The organism is Streptomyces sp. NPDC054786, assembly GCF_053611685.1.
Map to the genome: position 1 here is coordinate 118,559 of NZ_JBSHAW010000023.1, position 22,732 is coordinate 141,290.

17 protein-coding genes and 1 pseudogene are annotated in these 22,732 nt (G+C 72.7%); 5 read left to right on the forward strand and 13 right to left on the reverse strand.

Features of this window, described 5'->3' with window-relative positions; genetic code table 11:
* The first annotated feature begins 55 nt into the window (after nt 1-55).
* Complete coding sequence (locus ACWGI6_RS20640) at nt 56-1,687, forward strand: PucR family transcriptional regulator (protein ID WP_453268857.1); 1,632 nt, start codon at nt 56-58, stop codon at nt 1,685-1,687.
* Nucleotides 1,688-1,890: 203 nt separating this feature from the next.
* Here the strand turns inward: ACWGI6_RS20640 and ACWGI6_RS20645 are convergent, their stop codons facing one another.
* The 9 genes from ACWGI6_RS20645 to ACWGI6_RS20685 form a co-directional block, all read right to left on the reverse strand.
* Nucleotides 1,891-3,054, reverse strand: a complete 1,164-nt coding sequence (locus ACWGI6_RS20645; RefSeq protein ID WP_453268858.1) for a glycosyltransferase family 4 protein — start codon at nt 3,052-3,054, stop codon at nt 1,891-1,893.
* Between the two features lie 536 nt (nt 3,055-3,590).
* Complete coding sequence (locus ACWGI6_RS20650) at nt 3,591-4,382, reverse strand: hypothetical protein (RefSeq protein WP_453268859.1); 792 nt, start codon at nt 4,380-4,382, stop codon at nt 3,591-3,593.
* Nucleotides 4,383-4,480: 98 nt separating this feature from the next.
* The gene (locus ACWGI6_RS20655; protein ID WP_453268860.1) at nt 4,481-5,764 is read right to left on the reverse strand and encodes an LCP family protein; all 1,284 of its coding nucleotides are present in this window, start codon (nt 5,762-5,764) and stop codon (nt 4,481-4,483) included.
* 226 nt (nt 5,765-5,990) lie between these two features.
* Entirely contained in the window at nt 5,991-8,087 is a 2,097-nt protein-coding gene (locus ACWGI6_RS20660; protein WP_453268861.1) for a bifunctional polysaccharide deacetylase/glycosyltransferase family 2 protein, read from the reverse strand.
* A gap of 559 nt (nt 8,088-8,646) precedes the next feature.
* Nucleotides 8,647-10,374, reverse strand: a complete 1,728-nt coding sequence (recN, locus tag ACWGI6_RS20665; protein ID WP_453268879.1) for a DNA repair protein RecN — start codon at nt 10,372-10,374, stop codon at nt 8,647-8,649.
* Nucleotides 10,375-11,010: 636 nt separating this feature from the next.
* Nucleotides 11,011-11,748, reverse strand: coding sequence for a class I SAM-dependent methyltransferase (locus ACWGI6_RS20670; RefSeq protein WP_453268862.1), 738 nt, complete (start codon nt 11,746-11,748; stop codon nt 11,011-11,013).
* A 300-nt stretch (nt 11,749-12,048) separates the two neighbouring features.
* Nucleotides 12,049-12,990 (reverse strand): NAD kinase, encoded by a 942-nt coding sequence (locus tag ACWGI6_RS20675; RefSeq protein WP_453268863.1) that lies wholly within the window; start codon nt 12,988-12,990, stop codon nt 12,049-12,051.
* Entirely contained in the window at nt 12,987-13,802 is an 816-nt protein-coding gene (locus ACWGI6_RS20680; protein ID WP_453268864.1) for a TlyA family RNA methyltransferase, read from the reverse strand. Before ACWGI6_RS20680 ends, ACWGI6_RS20675 begins: the two co-directional genes overlap by 4 nt.
* Before the next feature lie 7 nt (nt 13,803-13,809).
* On the reverse strand, nt 13,810-14,148 hold the full coding sequence (locus ACWGI6_RS20685) for a hypothetical protein (RefSeq protein WP_453268865.1): 339 nt from the start codon (nt 14,146-14,148) through the stop codon (nt 13,810-13,812).
* Nucleotides 14,149-14,387: 239 nt separating this feature from the next.
* Here ACWGI6_RS20685 and ACWGI6_RS20690 point away from each other — a divergent pair, with 239 nt between their 5' ends.
* On the forward strand, nt 14,388-14,735 hold the full coding sequence (locus tag ACWGI6_RS20690; RefSeq protein WP_453268866.1) for an SCP2 sterol-binding domain-containing protein: 348 nt from the start codon (nt 14,388-14,390) through the stop codon (nt 14,733-14,735).
* Between the two features lie 229 nt (nt 14,736-14,964).
* On the opposite strand, the pseudogene ACWGI6_RS20695 reads toward ACWGI6_RS20690, so the two are convergent.
* From ACWGI6_RS20695 to ACWGI6_RS20705, 3 genes and pseudogenes are all read right to left on the reverse strand, one after another.
* Nucleotides 14,965-15,765, reverse strand: a pseudogene (locus tag ACWGI6_RS20695) (ABC transporter ATP-binding protein); the annotation flags it as partial.
* 149 nt (nt 15,766-15,914) lie between these two features.
* Nucleotides 15,915-17,081, reverse strand: a complete 1,167-nt coding sequence (locus ACWGI6_RS20700; RefSeq protein WP_453268867.1) for a FecCD family ABC transporter permease — start codon at nt 17,079-17,081, stop codon at nt 15,915-15,917.
* The gene (locus ACWGI6_RS20705; RefSeq protein ID WP_453268868.1) at nt 17,078-18,127 is read right to left on the reverse strand and encodes a FecCD family ABC transporter permease; all 1,050 of its coding nucleotides are present in this window, start codon (nt 18,125-18,127) and stop codon (nt 17,078-17,080) included. The genes ACWGI6_RS20700 and ACWGI6_RS20705 overlap by 4 nt, the downstream gene beginning before the upstream one ends.
* A 65-nt stretch (nt 18,128-18,192) precedes the next feature.
* On the opposite strand from ACWGI6_RS20705, the gene ACWGI6_RS20710 reads away from it, so the two are divergent.
* Both ACWGI6_RS20710 and ACWGI6_RS20715 read left to right on the forward strand, forming a co-directional pair.
* Entirely contained in the window at nt 18,193-19,221 is a 1,029-nt protein-coding gene (locus ACWGI6_RS20710; protein ID WP_453268869.1) for an ABC transporter substrate-binding protein, read from the forward strand.
* Nucleotides 19,222-19,309: 88 nt separating this feature from the next.
* The gene (locus ACWGI6_RS20715) at nt 19,310-20,200 is read left to right on the forward strand and encodes a siderophore-interacting protein (protein WP_453268870.1); all 891 of its coding nucleotides are present in this window, start codon (nt 19,310-19,312) and stop codon (nt 20,198-20,200) included.
* A gap of 42 nt (nt 20,201-20,242) precedes the next feature.
* Here ACWGI6_RS20715 and ACWGI6_RS20720 read toward each other — a convergent pair whose 3' ends face one another.
* Nucleotides 20,243-21,268: an HAD-IIA family hydrolase gene (locus ACWGI6_RS20720; protein ID WP_453268871.1), complete on the reverse strand. Its 1,026-nt coding sequence runs from the start codon at nt 21,266-21,268 to the stop codon at nt 20,243-20,245.
* 175 nt (nt 21,269-21,443) lie between these two features.
* Here ACWGI6_RS20720 and ACWGI6_RS20725 point away from each other — a divergent pair, with 175 nt between their 5' ends.
* Nucleotides 21,444-22,712, forward strand: a complete 1,269-nt coding sequence (locus tag ACWGI6_RS20725; RefSeq protein ID WP_453268872.1) for a DUF1015 family protein — start codon at nt 21,444-21,446, stop codon at nt 22,710-22,712.
* The last annotated feature ends 20 nt before the right edge of the window (nt 22,713-22,732 follow it).

The window sequence follows — 22,732 nt, forward strand, 5'->3', positions numbered from 1 at the left end:
CCGCGATCCGGGCCACGCAGCTCCGGATAGCGGACTACGGGTACCGTTCCACGCCATGGGGCCGGAAGCGAAGATCGAAGCCGAGATCACGGTACGCAGGGCGCTGGAGCTGCCCGCGCTGCGACGCGGTCTGCCGGAAGTCCTGGCCGGCGGGGACCGGCTGGACCGCCCGGTGCGCTGGGTGCACGCGGGCGAGGTCCCGCATATCGCTTCGCTGCTCAAGGGCGGCGAGCTGCTGCTGACCACCGGGCTCGGACTGGGTGCCCGGCCGTCCGAACAGCGCGCCTTCATCCGCAAGCTCGCGGACCGCGAGATCGCCGCGCTCGTCGTGGAGCTGGGCTCCCGTTTCGAATCCCTGCCGGCCGCGCTGGTCGACGCCGCACGGGACTGCGGACTGCCACTGATCCAGCTGCACCGCGAGGTTCCGTACGTCACGGTCACCGAAGCGATCCACACCGAGATCATCAACAGCCACTACGCGCTGCTGCGGCGCGCCGACGAGATCCTGCGGCGCTGTACGGACGTGCTGCTGCGCGGCGGCGGCGCTCCCGAGGTGCTCCGGCTGCTGGCCGTCTTCACCGGCAACCCGCTCTGTCTGGAGGCCCCCGACGGCAGCCCGCTGTACGCGGCGGGCCCGGACGCCGACGACGACGGTCCGGCGGACGCCGATCCGCTGCTGGCCTGGGAGGGCCTGCGCGACACCGGCGTCCGCATCGACGTCCCGGGCGGCGGCCATGGCCCCGACGCGGTCCGTGCCCGCCTCGTCCTGCTGCCCGTGAACGCCCCCTTGGCGCCGGTGCACCGGATCGCCGCCGAGCGCGCGGCCGGTCTCCTCGCCGTCGTCATGCTGCAGTCCCGCCAGGAGGAGGTGCTCGCCGCCCGGGGCCGCGGCGACTTCCTCGCCGACCTGGCGGAGGACCGGATCTCCGCGTCCGAGGCGCCCGGCCAGGCCCGTCTGCTGGGCTTCCGCCCCGGCGCGGAACCCGTGCTCCCGGTGGTGATGCGACTGCCGGCCGGCCTTCCTTCCCCCGGCAGCTGGGCGCTCCTGGCCCAGGCCCTGCGTGAGGAACTCGCCGCCCCCGGAGTGCCCGTGCTCCTCGGCGTACGCCCCGTGGAGGGCCGGGTCCCGATGCTCATCGCACTGCGCGCCGGCCAGGACCGCGAGGCGCTCGCCGACCGGATCGCCGAGGCACTGCGCGCCGGAGTCGTCCGCGCGGGCCTGGACCGGCCGGCCGCGCACCGCCCGGTGGTCGTGGTCGGTACACCGGGCGACTGGGCGGCGGCGGGCCCCGGCCTGCGGCATGCCGCGGAGGCGGCGGCCGCGGCCCAGGGGCTGCCGGAACAGCCCTGGTACGACGCGCGCCGCCTGGACATCGAGCTGTTGCTGTGGCGGATGCGCGAACACGGCGAGCAGGGAGTACTCACCGACTTCGTGGAGCGCGCCATCGGGCCGCTGCTCGCCCATGACCGTGGTGCCCGTCAGCCGCTGCTGCCGACGCTGGAGGCCTATCTGGCCAGCGCGGGCCGCAAGGCCGAGACCGCCCGCGACCTGAATGTGAACCGGCAGACGCTGTACGACCGGCTGGCCCGCATCGCCCAGCTGCTGGGCACGGACCTGGACGATCCGCAGACGGTCCTGGGCCTGCGGCTGGCCCTGCGCGCCAGGCGCCATACGGACAAGCCGTGACGGGCGGCGGGTCGGGGGCGGCTGCCGCGGGAGGTGGCGCCCCTTGGAGGCGGCCACGGGAGCGGGTCGCCGGGGCCGGATTCAGCGGGGCGGCATTCCGCGGGACGGCTTGCTGCCCCGCGACCCGCGTGGCCGCCGTCCCCCTCGGCTGAACCGGTGGGACCAGGTCGGACCGGTTGGCTCGGCGGCATCGGCCGACTCGGCTACACCGGCTGAATCGGCTGGGTCAGCTCGTCGTAGACGCTGAGGACCTGGGTGACGGTGTCGTTCTCGCTGGGCCAGCCGGCCGCTTGGGCACGGCCCGCCGCGGCGAGCGCATCCCGCCGTGCGGGGTCGGCGAGGAGCGCGAGAACCGTACGGGCCAGGGCGGCGGCGTCGCCGTAACGCACCAGTTCCGCGGCCCGGCCGACCAGTTCGCGGGTGCCCCCGGTGTCGGTGGCGACCAGCGGCACCCCGGCCCGCAGCGCCTCCTGGGCGATCAGCGAGCGGGCCTCCCACCTGCTGGGCAGCACCACCAGGTCGGCGGCGGCGAGGAGTTCGGGCACATCGTCGCGACGGCCGAGCAGCTGGACGGGCAACTGCTCGGCGTCGATCCGCCGCTGCAGCGCGGCCCGCTGCTCGCCCTCCCCCGCGATGGCGACCAACGGCTGCGGGTCGAGCGCGCACCAGGCATGCGACGCGTCCAGCAGCAGGTCATGCCCCTGGCTCAGGTCGAGACGACCGACCGCGAGCAGCAACGGGCGGTCCACCGCGCCCAGTTCGGCCCGCTCCTTGTGGCGCATCCGGTCGTGGCACTCGGGCTCGGCCGGTACGCCGCCGGGCCGGGGGCGCGGAATCGCGACCGGCGCGAGCCGTGCGTCGCGCGCACCCCGATCGCGCGCCCGGTCCACGAGGTCGGAGCAGGCTCCCAGGACGACGGCGGCCGCCCGCGCCACCCGCCGCTCCATCAGATGCACCAGCCCGGCCCGTGCGCCGACGATGTGCGCCTTGGTGTGCCAGGTGATGACCAGGGGAACCCGTCGCCCGCCCCGGGGGCCGCGTAGTCCCCGCAACGCCATCGAGGCCCGCAGACCGGCCCGCAGACCGTGCGCATGCACGAGGTCGGCATCCCAGCAGGCGCTGCGCAACGAGGCCACGCTCGCCGGATCCGCCCGTGGAGGGACATACACGAACCGCGCGCCCGCGCCGGTGAAGTCGTAGGCCTCTTCGGTCTCCGGCGTGGCACAGACGGTCACCCGCACCCCGCGCGCGACGAGCCCTTCGGCCAGCGAGCGGACATGCGCGGCGCTGCCGGCGCTGCCGTGCCCCAGCACCTGGACCGTGCGCAGCGGCGACAGCCCGTGCGCCGAGGTCGGGGTGCTGATCACGTGGTCGGGCTCCTGGGTCGGGGCGGACGGGCCGTACCGTCGAGTCGGTCCGTTTTCTGCGGGGTGCTGCGACGCGCGCAGGGCGACCATCCTCCTGCCCGGCGGACGGGCAGGGCGAGGCGAACACACCCGAGACTGCGTACCGCGCCCAGGATGCCAGCCCGGCGACGTCAATTCGGCACCGTCCGCCCGCCGTTCCGGTGGGAAGTCTCACCTCAGCACCCACCAGATCACCCACATGGGCGACAAACCGCCCGCGCGGGTTCACGGCTCGTTCGAGTGAGTCCACCTCCTGGAGTGCGCCTGCGCCACGACAGGGGGCGCGTACGCCGTCGTCCGGAGCGCATTGTTGTTCGTCCGGTTAGGCGGGCTGCGGGACGGCGCACGACGGGCTCGGGGAGGGCGGGGCGCCTCCCCGGCCAAGGCGGTGGTCCGTTCCTGACCGGCTCCGGGCGGACGGCCTTCGGACGGACAGCCCCGGACCGACGGCCCCGGGCGGACGGCCTTCGGACGGACGGCCTCGCCCCTCAGCGGCTTCAGATCGCCGCGGCCGCCCGGCTGACGCGGTCCCCCGCGGCCGCGGCGGCGACCAGACCCGCGGCGTGTGCGGCCAGTCCCCGGCGCCCGTTGCCCGTGACGATGGCAAGGCCGAGCGCCGCGCCGAGGGCGTGCGCCCCGGCGTCCCCGAGCATCGTGCGCTCCCCCAGGTCATCGCCCACGACGGCTGCCGCTGCCCCCATTGGCGCCGCGGACAACGGGCCCGCCGGACCGCGACGCAGCAATCCGGGCGCGCCGAGGGCCAGTACGGCGCCGACCGCCCGGCCCGGCCGGACGTCCAGGAGGTTCACCAGGTGGGCCGAGCCCGCGATCACCACACCGGCCAGGAGCTTGTCGGCCGGGCGCTCCTTGAGGAGAGCCCCCGCCGCGAGCCCCGCGGCGCCGATCCCGAACAGCTTCACGGTTCCGCTGGTGACTTCTTTGTCCCGGAGTGCCGAGAGGTGCGCCCGGAATCCGCGGCGGGGGTCACTGGCGCCGAACACGTCGTCGTACGCCCCGCAGCCCCCGGCGGCCAGTACTGCCAGCGCCGCGGCGGTCCGGGTCCGGGCGGGCAGTCCCGGTGAGGTGGCGGCGGCGAGCGCGGTACCGGCGGCCGTGGCGAGCCCTGCGTGCAGGTTCACGATCCGGCCGGCGTAGTTCTTCCGCTCCCACAGGACGGCACCACCCGGCGGCCGCTTCCTCAACGCCGTGTACGTGACCCTGGTCGTCCCTGCCGCCCCCAGGAGCGCCGAGATCCGCCCCCGCACGCCGTTGCCCGCCACCGTCGCCATGTCACTCCCCTCGCCCGGCACCCTGCCGCGCTCAACTCCCGTCACCCTAGGGCGCATCATCCGTCCCCCCTGCCGGGACGACGCGCTCCAGGCGCGCCCTAGCCCCGCGCCCCGGCCGTCACCGGCTGGTCGTGGTGCAGTTCCGCGAAGAGCTTCTTCGCCCGTGCCGTGTCCCACTTCACGGCGCTGCCCTGGGGGGTCTTGAAGCCGAGGCTGGAGACGGGGACATGAATGCGGGTGCCGTGGCCCGCCGAGACGCTCTTCATCGCTTCGAAGAGCGAGGTGAGGTTCCACAGGCTCATGTCCTTGTCGACGATGAGCGTGCCGAGGCCCGCGTTCATCGTGGGGTAGACCTTGGACGGGTTGAGCAGGGTGCCGGGTGTGGCCGTTTTGTGCGAGAGCGCGGCCAGGAATTTCTGCTGGTTCCGACTGCGGCCGAGGTCGCCCTGGGCCTCTTGGTGGCGCTGGCGGACGAACGCGAGCGCCGCGCGGCCGTCGAGCGTATGGCAGCCCTTGGTGAGGTTTTCGCCGGACTTTTCATCCTTGACGGGCTTGTCCAGACACATCCGTACTCCGCCGACCGCGTCCACGATGCCGACGAAACCCGCGAAGCCGATCTCCGTGTAATGCCCGATGTGCAGGCCCGTGTTGTGCTCGATGGTCCGTACGAGCAGCTCGGGACCGCCGCGCGAGAACGCCGCGTTGAGCTTGCCCTTCGACGCGGCGTAATGCTTGCCGGTTTCGGGGCGGATGTACGACGGGATGGTCACCCAGGAGTCGCGCGGCAGGCTCATCATCGTGGTGCCGTGGGCGCCGGTGTGCAGCAGGATCATCGAGTCGGTGCGGCGGCCCGCGTCCGCCGAGCCGCCGGTGTGCAGGTCCTTCAGCTGCTTCCCGGACAGGCCCTGGCGGCTGTCGGAGCCCACGATCAGATAGTTGGCGCCCTTGCCCGGTGACGGCCGGCCGGCGAGCTTGCCGAGGTCGACGTCGCGCTCAAGCTTGATGTCGGCCCATGTGTAGGTGCCGACGGAGGTGAGCAGGGTCACGGCGATCAGGAGCACCGCGAGCCGTAGGATCCGGCGGCGCCAGGTGGGGCGGGTGGCCGGCGGCCGGGTGCTTCTGCGCACGGGCCCACCGCGTCCGCCGTACGGGCCGGGACCGCTGGGCGGGGACGCCGGGCCGGCCGGAGGAGCGTCGGTCCGGGCCGGGACGGCCGCGGCATACGGGTCCTCGCCGCCCGGGTGGCCGGGCAGCGGTCGGGCGGTGGCCGGCTGCGGCGGGTACGGGGCGTGCTGCCATATCTGCCCCGTGACGGCACGCGGGGGCTTCGCTGTGCCGCCGTAACGGTTGGCGTCAGCAGACCCGTCCAGCCAGTCATTCATCAGCGCACAGTCTGCATGCTTACGATCCCTTCACCAAATGGCCCGTGGTTCTGCACCAGAGGAAGGGCATCCAGGGGGGCAATGAGGGATTTGTGCGTGATGGGGCATTTGGGCGGGCGACGTCTGCGTACGGGAGCTGGGGCGGCTGGGGCCAGGCGGGCGGGCGGCGGGGGCCCCCGGAGGCGGGGCGGGCGCCCTGTGACGGGGTCCGCCCCAGCCGGCTCGTTCACCTCGACGACAGGCGCTTATGTGCCACCGGCTGCCCGATCTGCTGCGCGGCGGTCCCGGAGCGGTGCATCCGGTGCCACTTCAGGCGGGTGCCGAGCAAGAAGGCCACGACCGACTGGATGACGACGAGATACATCAGCTGCCGGTAGACCAGGAGCTGGAACGGCATCGCCCACAGCGCCCGCACCTTCTCCCCGTCCAGTCGCAGCGCATATCCGGCGCAGAGCAGCTGCACGAACAGGAAGCCGCACCAGACGCCGGCCGACTGCCAGGGGCCGAGGAAGAGCACCCCGAACAGCGCGAAGATGTCGACGATCGGCGCGAACAGTGGCAGGGCGACCTGGAAGAGAGCGAGGTAGCTCAGCCCGCGCCGTCCGAAGCGTCCGGCCGGGCCCATTCCGATGACGGCCCGGCGGTGCTTCCACATGGCCTGCAGCGTGCCGTAGCACCAGCGGTAGCGCTGCCGCCACAGCTGGCTCAGCGAGGTGGGCACCTCCGTCCAGGCGACGGCGGACTCCTCGAAGACCACTCGCCAGCCCGCCTGCCACAGGGCCATCGTCAGGTCGGTGTCCTCGGCGAGCGTGTCCTGGCTGACCCCGCCGACGCCCATCAGCGCGTCCCGGCGGAAGGCCCCGATGGCACCGGGGACCGTCGGCATGCACTCCAGCACCTCGAACATCCGCCGGTCGAGATTGAACCCGAAGACGTACTCCAGGTGCTGCCATCTGCCCAGCAGACGCCGCCGGTTGCCGACCTTGGTATTGCCGCTGACCGCGCCGACGACCGGGTGGGCGAGCGGCTGGATGAGCCGGTAGACGGCATCGGGCTCGAAGACGGTGTCGGCATCGACCATGACCACGATGTCGTACCGGGCATGGGCCAGACCGGTATTGAGGGCGGCCGCCTTGCCCGCGTTGGACTGCCGGATCACCCCCACCCGGGGATCGTCGATCCGGGCGGCGAGATCCGCCGTCCGGTCCGTCGACCCGTCGTCTATCACGATGACCTGCAGCTGTCGGTGGGTCGAGGCGAGCAGCGAACGGACGGTGGACTCGATGCCCGCCTCTTCGTTGTAGGCGGGCACCAGCACCGTCACCGGGTCGGTGACCTCCCGCAGCCGGGGCGAGCCGGGGCGGAAACGGGTCAGCCGCCGGACGTGGGCACGGGCGAAGAACACCAGCATCGCCAGTCGCAGCAGCCCCAGCCCGCCCGCAATGGCGAGCACCCAGGCCATCCCGCTGACGAAGGCGCGCCCCAGGGCCTTGGCCCAGATCAGGGCCGTACCCGTCCAGCGCTCGACGGCGGAGACCGGCTCGTCGGGCGAGGGCTGCCGGACTCCCGCCGTCACGGTGGTGAACTTGGCGACCTTCGGGTTGTCGAGCAGCTCCTTCGTTCCCAGGTACGCGAGATCGTTCTGGCTGAACTGCCGGATCACGCCCTGCGAAGGGTTGCGGAACCACCGGTCGGCGGCGACCAGGGTGTACCCCTCCGCGCCGGCCTTCTCGGCGGCCTTCCACTCCGCGCCGCACATGGTGTCCACCGCAGTGGTCTGCGGCAGCCGCAGCAGCTTGGTGTGGATGCCCGCGCTGCCCGCCAGCGCCTTCTGCGTGAGCGACAGCTCCAGTGAGGCGCGCAGCGGCGAGGACGCGCCCATGGCGGCGCCGGTGTAGGTGTTCGAGCCGATCTCATGGCCCTCGGCCCGGATCCGCCGCACCAGGTCCGGGTGCTGGGCCGCCTGGGCGCCGCGGAGGAAGAACGTGGCATGGGCGTGGTGCTTGCGCAGCAGGTCGAGCAGCCGGGGTGTCCATACGGGGTCGGGTCCGCCGTCGTAGGTGAGCGCCACCGTACGGGCCGGCACCGCGGACGAGGCCACCTTGCCGTCGTGGAACCGCAGCACCGGGCCGCCCTTGGCGACGGACCTGGGCACGGGGCTGGTGCAGTCCTTGCGCGTCTTCGCGGCATCGACCTCGTGGGTGGTCCAGCCCTCGAAGAGCAGGGCGCCGAACATCACCGGGAGGACCAGGATCAGCAGCAGCCAGTGGCCGCGCGGGTCACGGGACTGACGGTGCCGGGCGCGGTTCGCGCGGCGCCTCACACTGCCCCCGGGGTGCCGGAGACCGGCGCCGAAGTGGTGCAGCTGCGGACAACGGAGGTCCGGTACGGCTCATTCATGACGGCATCGAGCGGCATCCGCGAAACCCCCGTGCGCCTGGCGGAAGCATCGGCGCATGGTCGGTCATCGCATATTTTGTGCCGCTTTATATGCCGTCTGAGCTCGCACATGGTGGGCGAGTGTACTCATGACCGATCCGGGGTAAGCAGCGCTGATCACGAACGCCCCGTGCCCGGCGCAGGGCATCACACCAGCGCAAACAGCGGCACAGAGCGAGGGCGGGTGGTCGACGTCGCGGCGGGCACGCCGTGACCAACGCCACTGCGCGGGCCGGCTCACCGGCCGCCGTCGGCCTGCAGTCGTGGGTGCGCGGTCCCCGCCCGGTTGTGCCGCGAGTGCTCCCGCCGGCGGCCGACGGCACAGGCGGGAAGGAGACGCTGCTCACATCTCGGGGCCGAGGGGGCGCAACGGCTCGGTCCGCGCCCCGTGCGCGCCGGTCAACGGCGCTCCCGGAGCGGCGCCGCATGCCCGGACCGCACGTCTAGCTCCCCGTGCGCGCCGCCTCCAGGAGCTCCTCGGCGTGCGCGCGGGCCGTTTCGGAGTCCTCCTGGCCGGCCAGCATCCGGGAGAGTTCGCGGACCCGCTCCTCGCCCTCCAGTACCGTGACGCCGCTCCTGGTGACCGACCCGTCGTTCGTCTTCGCCACGAGCAGCTGGCGGTCCGCGAACGCCGCGACCTGCGGGAGGTGCGTGACGACGACGACCTGCGCCGACTTCGCGAGCCTGGCCAGCCGCCTGCCGACCTCGACCGCCGCCTTGCCGCCGACCCCCGCGTCGACCTCGTCGAAGAGGTATGTCGGTACGGGGTCGGAGCCGGCGAAGACCACCTCGACGGCGAGCATCACCCGGGAGAGCTCACCGCCGGACGCCCCCTTGGCGATCGGCCGGGGCGGTGCGCCCGGGTGCGGAGCCAGCAGGAGTTCGACCTCGTCGGCGCCGGCCGGTCCGTAGGCCACGGTGCGGCCGCCGACCTCGATGCCGTCGGCGTCCTCGGCGACCTCGGTCTGGCGGATCTCGACGGTCACGCGGGCGTGCGGCATGGCGAGTTCGGCGAGTTCGGCGGTGACCGCGTCGGCGAAGCGCTGTGCCGACTCCGTGCGGGCATCGGTCAATGTTTGTGCCAGTTCGCCCAGTTCGGTGCGCAGCGCGTCCCGTTCGGCGGCCAGCTCGCCGATCCGGTCGTCGTCGCCGTCCAGTTCGGCGAGCCGGGCGGCACTCTCCTCGGACCAGGCGAGCACCGCCGCGATGTCCTGGCCGTACTTGCGGGTCAGATGGTTCAGGGCGGCGCGACGCTCCTCGACCGCGGCGAGCCGCAACGGGTCGGCGTCCAGCCCGTCCGCATAACTGGCCAGTTCGCCCGCCACGTCCGCCATCAGGATGCCGATCTCGCCGAGCCGCTCGGCGAGCGCGGAGAGTTCCTGGTCGTGGCTGCGGACGGCCTCCAGCGCACGGTGTGCGCCGGAGGCCAGAGTCGTGGCGTCGACGCCCTCGGGGTCCTCGGGATTGCCGGCCAGCGCGGCGTGCGCGGCGGTCGCGGCGGTGGCCAGTGCCTCGGCGTGGCCGAGCCGCTCGGCCTCGGCGGCGAGGTCGGTGTCCTCGCCGGGCTGCGGCTCGGCCTCCGCGATCTCGTCGAGGCCGTAACGGAGCAGATCGGCTTCCTGCGACCGCTCGCGGGCCCGCGTCGTCAGCTCGTCCAGCTCGGTGGCGACGGCGCGCAGCCGGCGGTGGGCGGCGGTGTACTTGGCGAGCGGAACCGCAACCGTGTCCCCGGCGTAGCGGTCCAGCGCCTGGCGTTGACGGGCCGGCCGCAGCAGGCCCTGCTGGTCGGTCTGGCCGTGTACGGCGACCAGGTCGTCGGCCAACTCCGCCAGCAGGCCGACCGGTACGGAGCGGCCGCCCACGTGGGCGCGCGAACGGCCCTCCGCGGAGAGCGTGCGGCTGATCAGCAGCGCGCCGTCGTCCAGCTCCGCGCCGGCCTCCTCGGCACGGACGGCAGCGGGGGCCCCGGGGCCGACGCTGATCCTGCCCTCCACGACCGCCGACTTGGCGCCGATCCGCACCAGGGCGGGGTCGGCGCGCCCGCCGAGCAGCAGGCCGAGGCTGGTGACGACCATGGTCTTGCCCGCGCCGGTCTCGCCGGTCACCGCCGTGAAGCCCGGGGACAGCTCGACAACGGCGTCGTCAATGACACCCAGGGACCGGATCCGCATCTCCTCCAACACGGATACGACCTTACGAGGTCCAAGGGCCGCCCCGCGACGGCCTCCCCTCACTCCTGCCACCGGCCCTGCGGAAAACCCCACCGGAAAACGGAGGAATTCCGCATGGTGTGCGATCACGCTCTGCCGTCAGGCTGATCACAGTCAGGAACGAAGGGTGTGCTCATGGCGAGTGGAACGGCGTATGTGGCGCTGCGTGGCCGGCGTCCCCCATTCACCGGGACGGTGCCCGCCTTTGCCGAGGCAGGGGTGGCGATGCCGCTCACCGCGACCGCGGTCGGCGCAGGGAAGACGCTGCTCCTTGCGGCCGGTGCGGACGGCGTCCCGCCCGTCGTGCGGCGAGCGCGGCCGGACCGCTGCGCCGGGAGTACGACCGTCGCCTTGCTGCTCGGCCTGATCTCTGTGTCGATATCTGGATTGGCCTCGATGAAGGAACGGCGGTCCCCCGGCAACGCCGCGGAGGCAAGGGCGCTCGGTCCCCCGGCTCCGCCCGGGGCCGGTATCGCACCGCAACGAAATCGAGATGCGCGCAGGAGCGAAGTCGAGTGGGTGACCGCGACGCTCAAGATCGACAGGGTCTGGCTCCTGCGGCTGCTCGCCGGCCTGCCCGCAGGTGTCGTGTGTCGGCTACGGCCGGTCCGTGCGGCGCAACAGCGCTGTCCACAGGAAAGGTTCGCCGAAGTGCGGGGACTCCGGCCCCTCGTCGTGCATACGGCGCAGTTCCACCTCCGACAGATCGGAGAAGATCCAGCGCAGGGACTCCGAGGTGTAGGCGAGGCCGCCGTGGAGGCCGGACTGACGGTAGAAGTCGGCATCGCCGAGTTCGGAGCCCATCTCGCCGGCCGCGAAACAGGTGAGGGCGAGATGGCCGCCGGGTGCCAGGGACCGGTCGAGCAGGGCGAGATAGCTGATACGGCGGTGGGGCGGCAGATGGTGGAAGCAACCGGAGTCGTAGATCAGGTCGTACGGGCCGTTGAGTTCGGTGTCCGCGAGGGTGAACGCGTCGCCGCAGCGGAACCTGATGTCGGCTCCCGCTTCGCGGGCGCGCTCCACCGCCCAGGCGATGGCCGCCGGGGAAAGGTCGACAGCGTCCACCGCGAAGCCCGCGGAGGCCAGGTGGAGTGCGTTGCGGCCCGGGCCGCACCCGAGGTCGAGGGCGCGTCCTGGAGTGACCAGCCCGCGGTCGAGGTACGAGACCAGGTTCTCGTCGGGCTTCGCCACGAAGAACGGCACCGGCTTGGAGCGGTCCGCGTAGAAGTCGTCCCACCAAGAGGCTCCCTCCGCCGTCCAGCGGTCGGCCTCCGGCGCGAACAGGCCGTCCAGGAGCGTGAGTACGTCCTCCACGGTGCGGATGTTCCGGTCCATCCGGCCCCCCTTCCCCTGTCCCCGGATCGTAGCGCCGGATGTCGCAAGAGCCCAGATCAGGTGGTGTGGCCGGATGCTGTGACGGACCGTGTGAGCGGCTTGGGCAAGGACGGGAAGGGCGCCACTCACGGCTGGGGGCGGCGCACCGCCCACGCGCCCGGCGAGGGGCGGTACGGGGGCGATCCCCGCCGCGCCGGTCCCCGTTTCCCGATGAGGTGCCGGACCGCCCCTGAAAGGCCCGCCCGGGGCACGCACAGGGGCTGTCCGGCGCTGATCAGCCGGTGGTCCGCCGGACGGTTTCTACTGCGGCGCTCCCCGCCAACCCGCCACCGGGAGGGCGAACTTGGCGACCAGACGATCCGTGAAGGAGGCGTGATGCAGACGGGCCAGGCGTACGGGTACGGCGCCGCGGCGGACCTCGACGCGGGCGCCGGCGGGGAGTTCGATGCTGCGACGGCCGTCGCACCACAGGACACCGTGCGGGGTCTTGGGCTGGACCTCGACCGCCAGGACGGAACGCGGCGAGGTGACCAGCGGCTTGGCGAACAGCGCATGGGCGCTGATCGGGACCATCAGCAGGGCCTCGACCTCGGGCCAGACCACCGGGCCGCCGGCCGAGAAGGCGTACGCGGTGGAGCCGGTCGGCGTCGCACAGACCACGCCGTCACCGCCGAAGCGCGAGACGGGCCGGCCGTCGACCTCGGTCACGACCTCCAGCATCCGCTCCCGGGCGGCCTTCTCCACCGACGCCTCGTTCAGGGCCCAGTCGGTGTAGACGACATTGCCGTTGTTGCGTACGAGGACATCGAGCGTCATCCGCTCCTCGACCTCGTAGGCGCGGGTGACGACCCGGTCGACGACCTTGTCGAGGTCGTCGCGTTCGGCCTCCGCGAGGAAGCCGACCCGGCCGAGGTTGACGCCGAGCATCGGGACGCCGGACGTCCTGGCGAAGTCCGCGCCACGCAGCAGCGTGCCGTCCCCGCCCAGGACCACCAGCAGTTCGCAGCCCTCGGCCGCGCACGGCTCCGTCGCGACGCGCTCGACCGACGGCGGCAGCGGCAGATCCGCGGCCTCCTCCGCCAGCACCCGCACTCCGATGCCGCAGCGCAGCAGCCCCTGGACAACGAGTTCGGCGCTGCGGATGGCCGCGGGGCGGCCGGTGTGTGCGAGCAGGAACACCGTCCGCGCGGCTGCGGTGTTCCCGTGTGCTGCGTTGCCTTCAACTGCCTGGGTAGTGGTCAACGAGGCCCCTCCGCCACTGCACGGTCGACGTCCGCCGGGTCGAGTGCAGGCGCCCCGGCGCGCAGCCACAGAAAGTACTCGACATTTCCCGAAGGTCCAGGCAGCGGGCTCGCAGTTACGCCAAGTACGCCAAATCCCAGCTCGGCCGCCCGCCTCGCGACGGCGCGTACCGCCTCGGCCCGCAACTCCGCGCTGCGCACCACCCCGCCGCTGCCCAGCCGCTCCTTGCCGACCTCGAACTGCGGCTTGACCATCAGCACCAGGTCGGCGTCGGGCGCCGCACACGCCGCCAGCGCGGGCAGTACGAGCCTCAGCGGGATGAACGAGAGATCGCCGACGATGAGATCGACGGGCTGCGAGTCGATCTGTTCGAGGGTCAGCTCGCGTACGTTGGTGCGGTCCTTGACGGTGACCCGGTCATCGCTCTGCAGCGGCCAGGCGAGCTGTCCGTATCCGACGTCGACGGCGACGACATGACCGGCACCGGCCCGCAGCAGGACATCGGTGAAACCACCGGTCGAGGCGCCCGCGTCCAGCGCCCGCCGGCCCTCGATCTTCAGGCCGAGCGGTACGAAGGCGGCGAGGGCTCCGGCGAGCTTGTGCCCGCCGCGCGAGACATAGTCGGGATCGCTCTCGTCCTCGCGTACGACCACGGCCGCGCTGGTCTCCACCTGAGTGGCCGCCTTGGTCGCGGTCGCACCGCCGACGGTCACCCGGCCCGCGGCGATCAGCTGGCTCGCGTGCTCGCGCGAACGGGCCAGCTTGCGGCGCACCAGCTCCGCATCGAGTCGGCGTCGTGCCACTCCTGCCACCTGTGGTTCAGCTCCTGTTGTCGTGCGGCGTCGAGAAAGTCGAGGAAGGTGTGGGCGGCCCGGGGTGCTGGTCGAGAGCGGCCAGCACCTCGCGCAGCCCACGATGCACATCCTCGTACACCTGCAGGTGCCCGCTCGTCGGGAGGTGGTCGGCATCGGCGAGACGACGCAGCGTGGTATCGACCGTGGCCTCTCCGGTCGGTGTCGTCCCTACCCCGATCGGCTGCGGCTCGGCTGCGCCGCCCGGCTCGGCCACGGCATCCGGCCGGACCCGCCGGCCGTCCCGCTCGGCCGCGCCGCTGCCCGGCTCGGCATGGCCCGCCTCCACGCCTCCGGCAGCTTCCACGTCTCCCGCGGCTTCCACTTCTCCCGCAGCTCGCACGACCCCGCTGCCCTCACCTTCCCCGGACGGCACGGGCTCCCTCGGCACAGGCTCCCCGGGCCGTGCGGGTTCCCCTGGCGCGGCTCCCGCGGGCGCCTCCGGCTCCGGGCCGGACGTCGGCTCTTCCATGCCCCCGACGCTACCTTGGCAAAGGCTGACAAGGACGAACGAGCCGTCCCCGACCTGGCGTATCGTCGATCGCGATGGCAACCCTCGACCAGTGCCGCGCCGCTCTCGACCGGCTGGCCCAGAATCTGTCCTCGGCGGACGGCAACGTCCGCAGCGCGGCCGCGTTCGACCGTTCTCTCAGCTGCCGCATCACGGATCTCGATGTGAGCTTCCTCGGGAGGCTGTCCGACGGCTCCATCCAGGAGGTGACCAGCGTCCCCGGCCCGCCTCCGCACAAGGCGCAGATCCGCCTGTCCATGGCCGGCGACGATCTGGTCGCCCTGGTGGACGGAAGGCTGAACTTCGCCAAGGCCTGGGGCAGCGGTCGCGTCAAGCTGGAGGCCGGCCTGCGCGACCTGCTGCGCCTCAGGACGCTGCTGTAGTCGCAGCCTCTCCCTTGGTGCTCCCGACGGCCCCGTTCCCGTCGGCCTCCTTCCCGTCGGCCTCCTTTCCCTCGACCGCGTCGACGTCGACCGGACCCCCGTCAGTCGGCCCACCGTCGGCCGGCTCCTCCGCCGGGACTCCGTCGGCCGAAACCCCACCCGTTGCGGCCCCGTCGACCGTCTCCCCGCTTCGCCCCGCCCGCTGCTGCTGCGCCGGCGCCGGGCCCCCTCCGGCGCCCCCGTTACGGGGCTTGCGCGCGGCCGGGATGACCAGCGGGGTGCCGGACTCCGGGTCCTCGACGATCTGGCAGCTGAGCCCGAAGACCCGTTCCACCAGCTCCGCCGTGACGATGTCGGCCGGCGCCCCCTCGGCGAGGACCGCGCCGTCCTTCATGGCGATCAGATGGGTCGCGTAGCGGGCCGCATGGTTGAGGTCGTGCAGCACCGCGACCAGCGTCCGCCCCTGCTCCTCGTGCAGCTCGGCGCACAGGTCGAGCACCTCGATCTGGTGCTGGATGTCCAGATACGTCGTCGGCTCGTCGAGCAGGAACAGCGGCGTCTGCTGGGCGAGCGCCATCGCGATCCACACCCGCTGCCGCTGCCCGCCGGACAGCTCGTCGACATAGCGATCGGCCAGCTCACCGACCCCGGTGGCCGCCATCGACTCCTGGACGATCCGCTCGTCGTCGGCCGACCACTGGCGCAGCAGACCCTGGTGCGGGTAGCGGCCGCGCGCCACCAGGTCCGCCACGGTGATCCCGTCCGGGGCGATCGAGGACTGCGGCAGCAGCCCGAGCGTCCTGGCGACCTTCTTGGCCGGCAGTGCGGAGATCGCGGAGCCGTCGAGCAGCACCGATCCCGTGGCCGGCTTGAGCATCCGCGAGAGCGCGCGCAGCAGCGTGGACTTACCGCAGGCATTCGGGCCGACGATGACCGTGAAGGAGTGGTCGGGGATGGCCACCGAGAGGTTCTCCGCGATGACCCGCTGGTCGTAGGCGAGGGTGACATTCTCAGCCGTAAGACGGCTCACTTCGGAACTCCTGGGGTTGTCGTGTTTCTGCTGTTGCCCGGCGCAGACCGCGGCACTCCTCCGCGCCGGGCCGTCCGCCCCGTCCCCTCACCACCGCCCGGCCCGCCGGCTCTCCGCCCCCGGCCCGTCCACCCGTGGCACGCGGCTGCTCATATCCGTCCCGCCTTGCGCTCCGTGGCCAGCAGCCACAACAGATAGCCGCCGCCGAGGACGCCGGTCAGCACACCCACCGGCAACTGGTCGGCGCCGAACAGCCGCTGTGCGGTCCAGTCCGCGGCGACCAGCAGCACGGCACCCATGAGGGCGGACAGCAGCAGGTTGGGGCCGGGCAGGGGAGCGCCCCTCCCCGCGCCCTTGAGGAAGCGTGGCAGGGACAGCCGACGGGCCAGCTGGGGTGCGGTGAGCGCCACGAAGGAAATCGGCCCGGCCGCCGCGGTGGCGGCGGCGACGAGCACGACCGCCGCCAGCAGAACGACGATGCGGACCCGCTCGACCCGTACGCCCAGCGCGCTCGCGGCGTCATCGCCCATCTCCAGCATGCGCAGCGGACGCCCGTGGAACAGCAACAGCGGGACGAGGACGACGCAGACCGCGGCGAGCGGCCAGAGCTGGTCCCAGTCACGGCCGTTGAGGGAACCGGTCATCCAGGTGGTGGCCCGGGTCGCCTCGACGATGTTCGCCTTGGTGAGGAGGTAGAGCACCATCGCGTAAAGCATCGCGCCGGCGCCGATACCGACGAGCACGAAGCGGTAGCCGTGGATGCCGCGCTTCCAGGCGAGCAGGAAGATGGCGATGCCGGTGATCACGCCGCCGACGACGGCTCCGGCGGCGACCGCGAAGGTCCCGGCCTGGAAGTAGACGATGACGACCAGCGCGCCGACGGACGACCCCTGCGCGAACCCGAGGACGTCCGGACTGCCCAGCGGGTTGCGTGAGACGGTCTGGAAGACCGCCCCGGCGATCCCGAACGCGGCGCCGACCAGCAGCCCCACCAGCACCCGCGGCAGCCGCAGGTCCTGCACGATGAACTCCTGGCCGGGGTCGCCGCCACCGGTCAGTGTGCCGATCACCTCGGCCGGCGTCATCGGGTAGTCGCCGGAGCCGATCAGCGCGATGCCGGCGACCAGCGCGACGGCCAGCAGCACCAGTCCGACCACCACGGCGGGCACGTCCAGGCGCACCGAGTGCCCGCCCCTGGTACGCACCACCGTGACCCGCCGGGCCGCCCCCGCCCGCCGGCCGCGCGCGGCCCCGGACTTCGCCGCCGCCCCGGTGCTCTCCTCGGTGCCCTTCCCGGGCTTCGCAGTCGCGCTCACAGCTGGGCCATCCTCCGACGCCGTACGAGAGAGATGAAGACCGGGCCGCCGACGACGGCCGTGACGATGCCGACCTGCAGCTCACCGGGCCGGGCGACCACCCGGCCGAGGACATCGGCGCCGAGCAGCAGGACCGGCGAGAGCACCGCGGAGTACGGCAGGATCCAGCGCAGGTCGGGCCCGGTGATGGCCCGTACGGCATGCGGAACCATCAGGCCCACATATGCGATCGGGCCGCAGGCGGCGGTCGCCCCGCCGCACAGCAGGGTGACCGCGAGCATCGCCACCACCCGGGTGCGGGTCAGCCGGGCGCCCAGCGCCCGCGCCTGGTCGTCGCCGAGCGCGAGGGCATTCAGCGGCCGGGCGATCAGCAGCGCGAGCACGCCGCCCACCGCGAGAAAGGGTGCGATCCGGCTGACCGTCGGCATGCCGGCCGAGGCCAGCGAACCCACCGTCCAGAAGCGCATCTTGTCCAGGGCCGCGGTGTCCATCAGATTGACGGCGTTGATGTAGCCGACGAGGACGGCGGTCAGCGCGGTGCCGGCGAGGGCGAGCCGTACGGGTGTGGCGCTGCGGGTGCCGCCGAGGACGTACACCGCGACGGAGACCACCGCGGCGCCGGCGAACGCGAACCACACATAGCCGGTCAGCGAGGTGACGCCGAAGAAGCTGATGGCGGAGACGACCGCGGCCGAGGCGCCGGCGTTGATGCCGAGAACTCCGGGGTCCGCCAGCGGATTTCGGGTGAGCGCCTGCATGACCGTGCCGGCCAGGCCGAGCGCGGCCCCGATGATCAGGCCGAGCAGGGTGCGGGGGAAGCGGACATCGCGGATGACCACGTCGGTGTCGGAACCGGAGTAGTGGAACACCCCGTGCCACACCTGGTCGAGGGGGATCTGTTTCGCGCCGACGGCGATACCGAGGAAGGCGATGACGGCCAGTACGGCCACGGAAGCCACCAGCCCGGCGGAGCGCGGCAGATGCCGCCGCCGGGGGGTCACAGGAGCCGGGGCCGTTGTTGCTTCGGGGGGACTGTCAACCAACACGATAGTTAGGTTAGCCTACCCTCACACTTGACTCGCAGGCCCTCCCAGAGAGAAGCACAGCCATCATGAGCACCTCCCGTAGCCTCACCCCGTCCCGTCGCGGCATCCTGGCCGCGGGCGGTGCCCTCGGCATCGGTGCCCTGCTCGCCGCATGCGGCGGGGACAAGGGCTCGGGGGGCGCCAACAGCGGCGCCAAGACGGGCCCGTGGTCGTTCACCGACGACCGTCAGCAGAAGGTCGCCCTGAAGAACACCCCGCAGCGCATCGTTGCCTTCACCGGCACCGCTGCCGCACTGCACGACTTCGGGATCGACGACCAGATCGTCGGCGTCTTCGGCCCCACCAAGCTCAAGAACGGCAAGCCCGACCCGCAGGCCGGCGACCTGGACATCGACAAGGTCACCCTCATCGGCAACGCCTACAACCAGTTCAACGTCGAGAAGTACGCGGCGCTGCGCCCCGATCTGCTGGTCACCAACATGTACGAGCCGGGCGCGCTGTGGTTCGTGCCGGACGACAGCAAGGACAAGATCACCCCGCTCGCCAAGACCGTCGCCCTCACCTCCTCCCGCGTCCCGCTCATCAAGATCATCGAGCGCTACGCCGACCTGGCCGAGTCGCTCGGCGCCGACCTGAAGGCCAAGAAGGTCACCGACGCCAAGGCCCGCTTCGAGAAGGCCTCCGCGGCGCTGCGCAAGGCCGCCAAGTCCCACCCGGTCAGGGTGCTCGCCTGCTCCGGCAGCCCCGACCTCTTCTACGCCTCCAACCCCGGCATCAACGCCGACCTCATGTACTACAAGTCCCTCGGCGTCGATCTGATCGTCCCCGACCACCTGGACAAGGGCGGCTACTTCGAGAGCCTGAGCTGGGAGAACGCCGACAAGTACAAGGCCGATGTCCTCCTGCTGGACAACCGGACCGCCACCCTCCAGCCCAAGGACCTGGCGGCCAAGCCCTCCTGGGCCAGGCTGCCCGCCGTGAAGGCCGGCCAGATCACCCCCTGGTCGAGCGAGCCGCGCTTCTCCTACGCGGGTGCCGCACCGCTCATCGAGTCGCTCGCCAAGGCGATGGAGAGCGCCAGGAAGGCCAACTGACGTACGGCCGCGGCGATCCGGCGTCCGCGGGTCCCAGCGGTCCGCCGCGGCCTCACCCACCCCCACCACCGCCCCGGGAGGTTCCCGCATGACCACGACCGTCGCCCCCTCCACCGCACCGTTCCGCTTCTTCGATGTGCACGTCGTCCGGTCCCAACGGCTGAGCCCCTCCTTGGTGCGGATCACCTTCGGCGGCGAACGGCTCGCGGAACTGGCCTCCGGCGGTCGCGACCAGCGCTTCAAGCTCTTCCTCCCGCAGCCCCACCAGGACCGGCCGGTCTTCGACGACACCGGCGACGGCTGGTACACCGCCTGGCGGGCACAGGATCCGGCCGAACGCGCGGTGATGCGCTCGTACACGATCCGCGAACAGCGCCATGAACCGGGGGAGTTCGATGTCGACTTCGCCCTGCACGGCGCCGGGCCGGACACCGCCGCCACGGCGGGCGGACCCGCCTCCCGGTGGGCCGCCCAGGCCCGGCCCGGCGACCGGCTGACCGTCCTCGCCCCGGCCGTCGAGAACAACGGCGGCGTCGACTTCCGGCCGCCGGCCGGCACCGACTGGATTCTGGTCACCGGCGACGAGACGGCGCTGCCCGCGATCGCCGGCATCCTGTCCTGGCTCGCCCCCGGCACCCGGGCCGAGGTCTGGATCGAGATCGCGCACGAGGACGACCGGCAGCGGCTGCCGACCTTCGCCGATGCCGACATCCGCTGGCTCGTCCGGGACGAGGCGGCCGGCGCGGACAGCGAGCGGGTGCTCGACGCGCTGCGCGCCGCCGAACTGCCCGAGGGCACGCCGTACGCCTGGATCGCCGGCGAGTCCGGGACCGTCAAGGCGGTGCGCAGGCACCTCGTCCGCGAGCGCGGCATCGACCGCAGGGCCGTGAAATTCACCGGCTACTGGCGCCGCGGTGCCACCGAGGAAGACCTGATCGCGGAGCTGACCGCCGCCGCGACGGCGGCCGACGCGGACTGAACCACGCGCCGGGGCCCGGCTCCACGAACCGGGCCCCACCTCTCACTTCCCGATCCGCGCCAACGCCTTCCCCGCATCCGCCCCGCAACTGCCGTCCCCGGCAGCCGTCCAGGCCGCCGCGCACAGCGCCCGCAGCCCGTCCAGCGGGGTCCCCTCACCCGTCACGACCAGCGCGTCGCCGGCCACCTCGGCCCGCCAGCCGCCGCACCGGAACCCGCCGTCGTCCGCGGTCACCTCCGGCTGCGGCCTCAGCAGCCCGCGCAGATCCTCGTCCACATACGCGGGACGGTGCTGCGGCGGGGCGGCCAGCAGTTCGGCGGGGGTGGTGACGCCGGTGAGCACCAGCAGCGAGTCGACCTCGCCGTTGTAGGCTCCCTCGATGTCGGTGTCGAGCCGGTCGCCGATCACCAGCGGCCGCCGCGCGCCCGTCCGCAGCACCGTCTCCCGGTGCATCGGCGGCTGCGGCTTGCCCGCCACCTGCGGCGATCCGCCCGCGGCGATCCGGACCACCTCCACCAACGCACCGTTGCCGGGGGCGATCCCCCGCTCCTTGGGAATCGTCAGATCGGTGTTGGACGCGAACCACGGCACCCCGCGCTGCACCGCATACGCGGCCTCCGCCAGCCGCTCCCAGTCCAGCATGGGGTCGAAGCCCTGCACCACGGCCGCCGGGTCGTCCTCCGCTGAGCGGACGGGGTCGAGGCCGCGCTCGCGCAGCGCCACCCACAGCCCCTCACCACCGACGGCCAGCACCCGCGCGCCCGCCGGCACCTGCTCGGAGATCAGCCGCGCCACCGCCTGCGCCGAGGTGATCACATCGTCCGGACCGGTCGGCAGCCCGAAACCGGACAGTTGGTCGGCAACGGCCCGCGGCGTCCGGGCGGCGTTATTGGTCACATAGGCGAGGTGCATACCGCCGTCGTGCGCGCGCGTCAGCGACTCCACGGCATGGGCGATGGCCTGTCCGCCGGCGTAGACGACCCCGTCCAGATCCAGCAGCGCCGTGTCGTACGCCTCGCTCAGCGGGCGCCGGCACCCGTCGGGCTGCCTGCGAACCTGCTCGTTCATGCCGTTTCGCTCCTCGCTCCCACACGTCGTACGAAGAGATCCGCCGCGTACCGGACGCGCGCTCACGGCGCCGCCGGATACACCCGTTCTCCCCGTCGCGCATCCCGATATTTCCAGCCACGCACGGGCTGTGCCCCGATCTTCCCTCATCGGCCGGGCGGCATAGCATTCTTCAATGACGAGTACCGACGGCCTCCGCCTCCTCCCGTTCCGCGGGCTGCGTTACGACCGGGAACGGGTCAGCAGCCTGACCGCTGTGACGTCCCCGCCGTACGACGTCGTGGTCCGGCCGGACGGCGTGCGCCACTTGGAGACCGCCGACCCGTACAACATCGTCCGGCTGATCCTCCCGCACGCCGCGGACCCCACCACCCGCCACCGCCAGGCCGCCGACACCCTGCGCCGCTGGCGCGCCGAGGGCGTGCTGCGGCAGGACGCCGAGCCCGCGCTGTACGTCTATGAGCAGCGCTCCGGCGAGGTGCTGCAGCGCGGGCTGATCGGGGCGCTGAGCCTGGACGGCCCGGTGCTGCCGCACGAGGGCGTCATCCCGGAGGTGGTCGAGGACCGGGCCGCCCTGATGCGCGCGGCGGCCGCCAATTTCGAGCCGTTGCTGCTCTCCTACCGCAGCCAGGGCACCGCGACCGGCGCCGCCGCGGTCATCGAGCGCACGGTGGAGCGCGACCCGCTGCTGGCCACCACCACCGAGGACGGCTTCGCGCACCGCCTGTGGGCGGTCACCGACCCCGCCGATCTCGCCGCCATCGACGACGATCTCACCCGCCGGCAGGCGCTGATCGCCGACGGCCACCACCGCTGGGCGACCTATCAGCGGCTGTACGAGCGGCTGCCCGGCGCCACCGCCGCCTCGCCCTGGGCGTCCGGCCTGGTGCTGCTGGTGGACACCGCCCGCTACCCGCTCCAGGTCCGCGCGATCCACCGCGTACTGCCGCATCTGCCGCCCGCCAAGGCGCTGGCGGACCTGGCCGGCGCCTTCCGGGCCCGTACCCTGCCGGGCGGCGAGCTGTCCGCCGCCCTGGAGGCCCTGGAGGAGACGCCCGGCACCGCCTTCGTCCTGGCCGGCGGGCCGGACTCCTTCCACCTCCTGGACCGGCCCGATCCCGGCCTGCTGGACCGTACGATCCGCCGGGACCGGCCCGAGGCCTGGCGGCAGCTGGACGCCACGGTGCTGCACTCCGTCCTGCTGGACGAGGTCTGGCACATCCCTGACCACCCGTCGGACATCAGCTATCTGCATCACACCGGTGCCGCCGTCGAGCAGGCCGCCCGGCACGGCGGCACCGCGGTCCTGATGCGCGCCACCTCCGAGGAGACGGTCCGTCAACTCGCGGAGCACGGCGTGACGATGCCACGGAAGTCCACCTCCTTCGGGCCCAAGCCCGCGACGGGTCTGGTCCTGCGCACCCTGGACGACCACGAGAACTGAACCTCCGGGGCCACCCCCTC

Coding starts and splice junctions, on each gene's coding strand:
- ACWGI6_RS20640 (WP_453268857.1), top strand. CDS start 56: ATGGGGCCGGAAGCGAAGATCGAAGCCGAGATCACGGTACGCAGGGCG.
- recN (WP_453268879.1), bottom strand. CDS start 10,374: ATGCGGATCCGGTCCCTGGGTGTCATTGACGACGCCGTTGTCGAGCTG.
- ACWGI6_RS20715 (WP_453268870.1), top strand. CDS start 19,310: ATGACCACGACCGTCGCCCCCTCCACCGCACCGTTCCGCTTCTTCGAT.
- ACWGI6_RS20655 (WP_453268860.1), bottom strand. CDS start 5,764: ATGAATGACTGGCTGGACGGGTCTGCTGACGCCAACCGTTACGGCGGC.
- ACWGI6_RS20720 (WP_453268871.1), bottom strand. CDS start 21,268: ATGAACGAGCAGGTTCGCAGGCAGCCCGACGGGTGCCGGCGCCCGCTG.
- ACWGI6_RS20670 (WP_453268862.1), bottom strand. CDS start 11,748: ATGGACCGGAACATCCGCACCGTGGAGGACGTACTCACGCTCCTGGAC.
- ACWGI6_RS20725 (WP_453268872.1), top strand. CDS start 21,444: ATGACGAGTACCGACGGCCTCCGCCTCCTCCCGTTCCGCGGGCTGCGT.
- ACWGI6_RS20650 (WP_453268859.1), bottom strand. CDS start 4,382: ATGGCGACGGTGGCGGGCAACGGCGTGCGGGGGCGGATCTCGGCGCTC.
- ACWGI6_RS20710 (WP_453268869.1), top strand. CDS start 18,193: ATGAGCACCTCCCGTAGCCTCACCCCGTCCCGTCGCGGCATCCTGGCC.
- ACWGI6_RS20690 (WP_453268866.1), top strand. CDS start 14,388: ATGGCAACCCTCGACCAGTGCCGCGCCGCTCTCGACCGGCTGGCCCAG.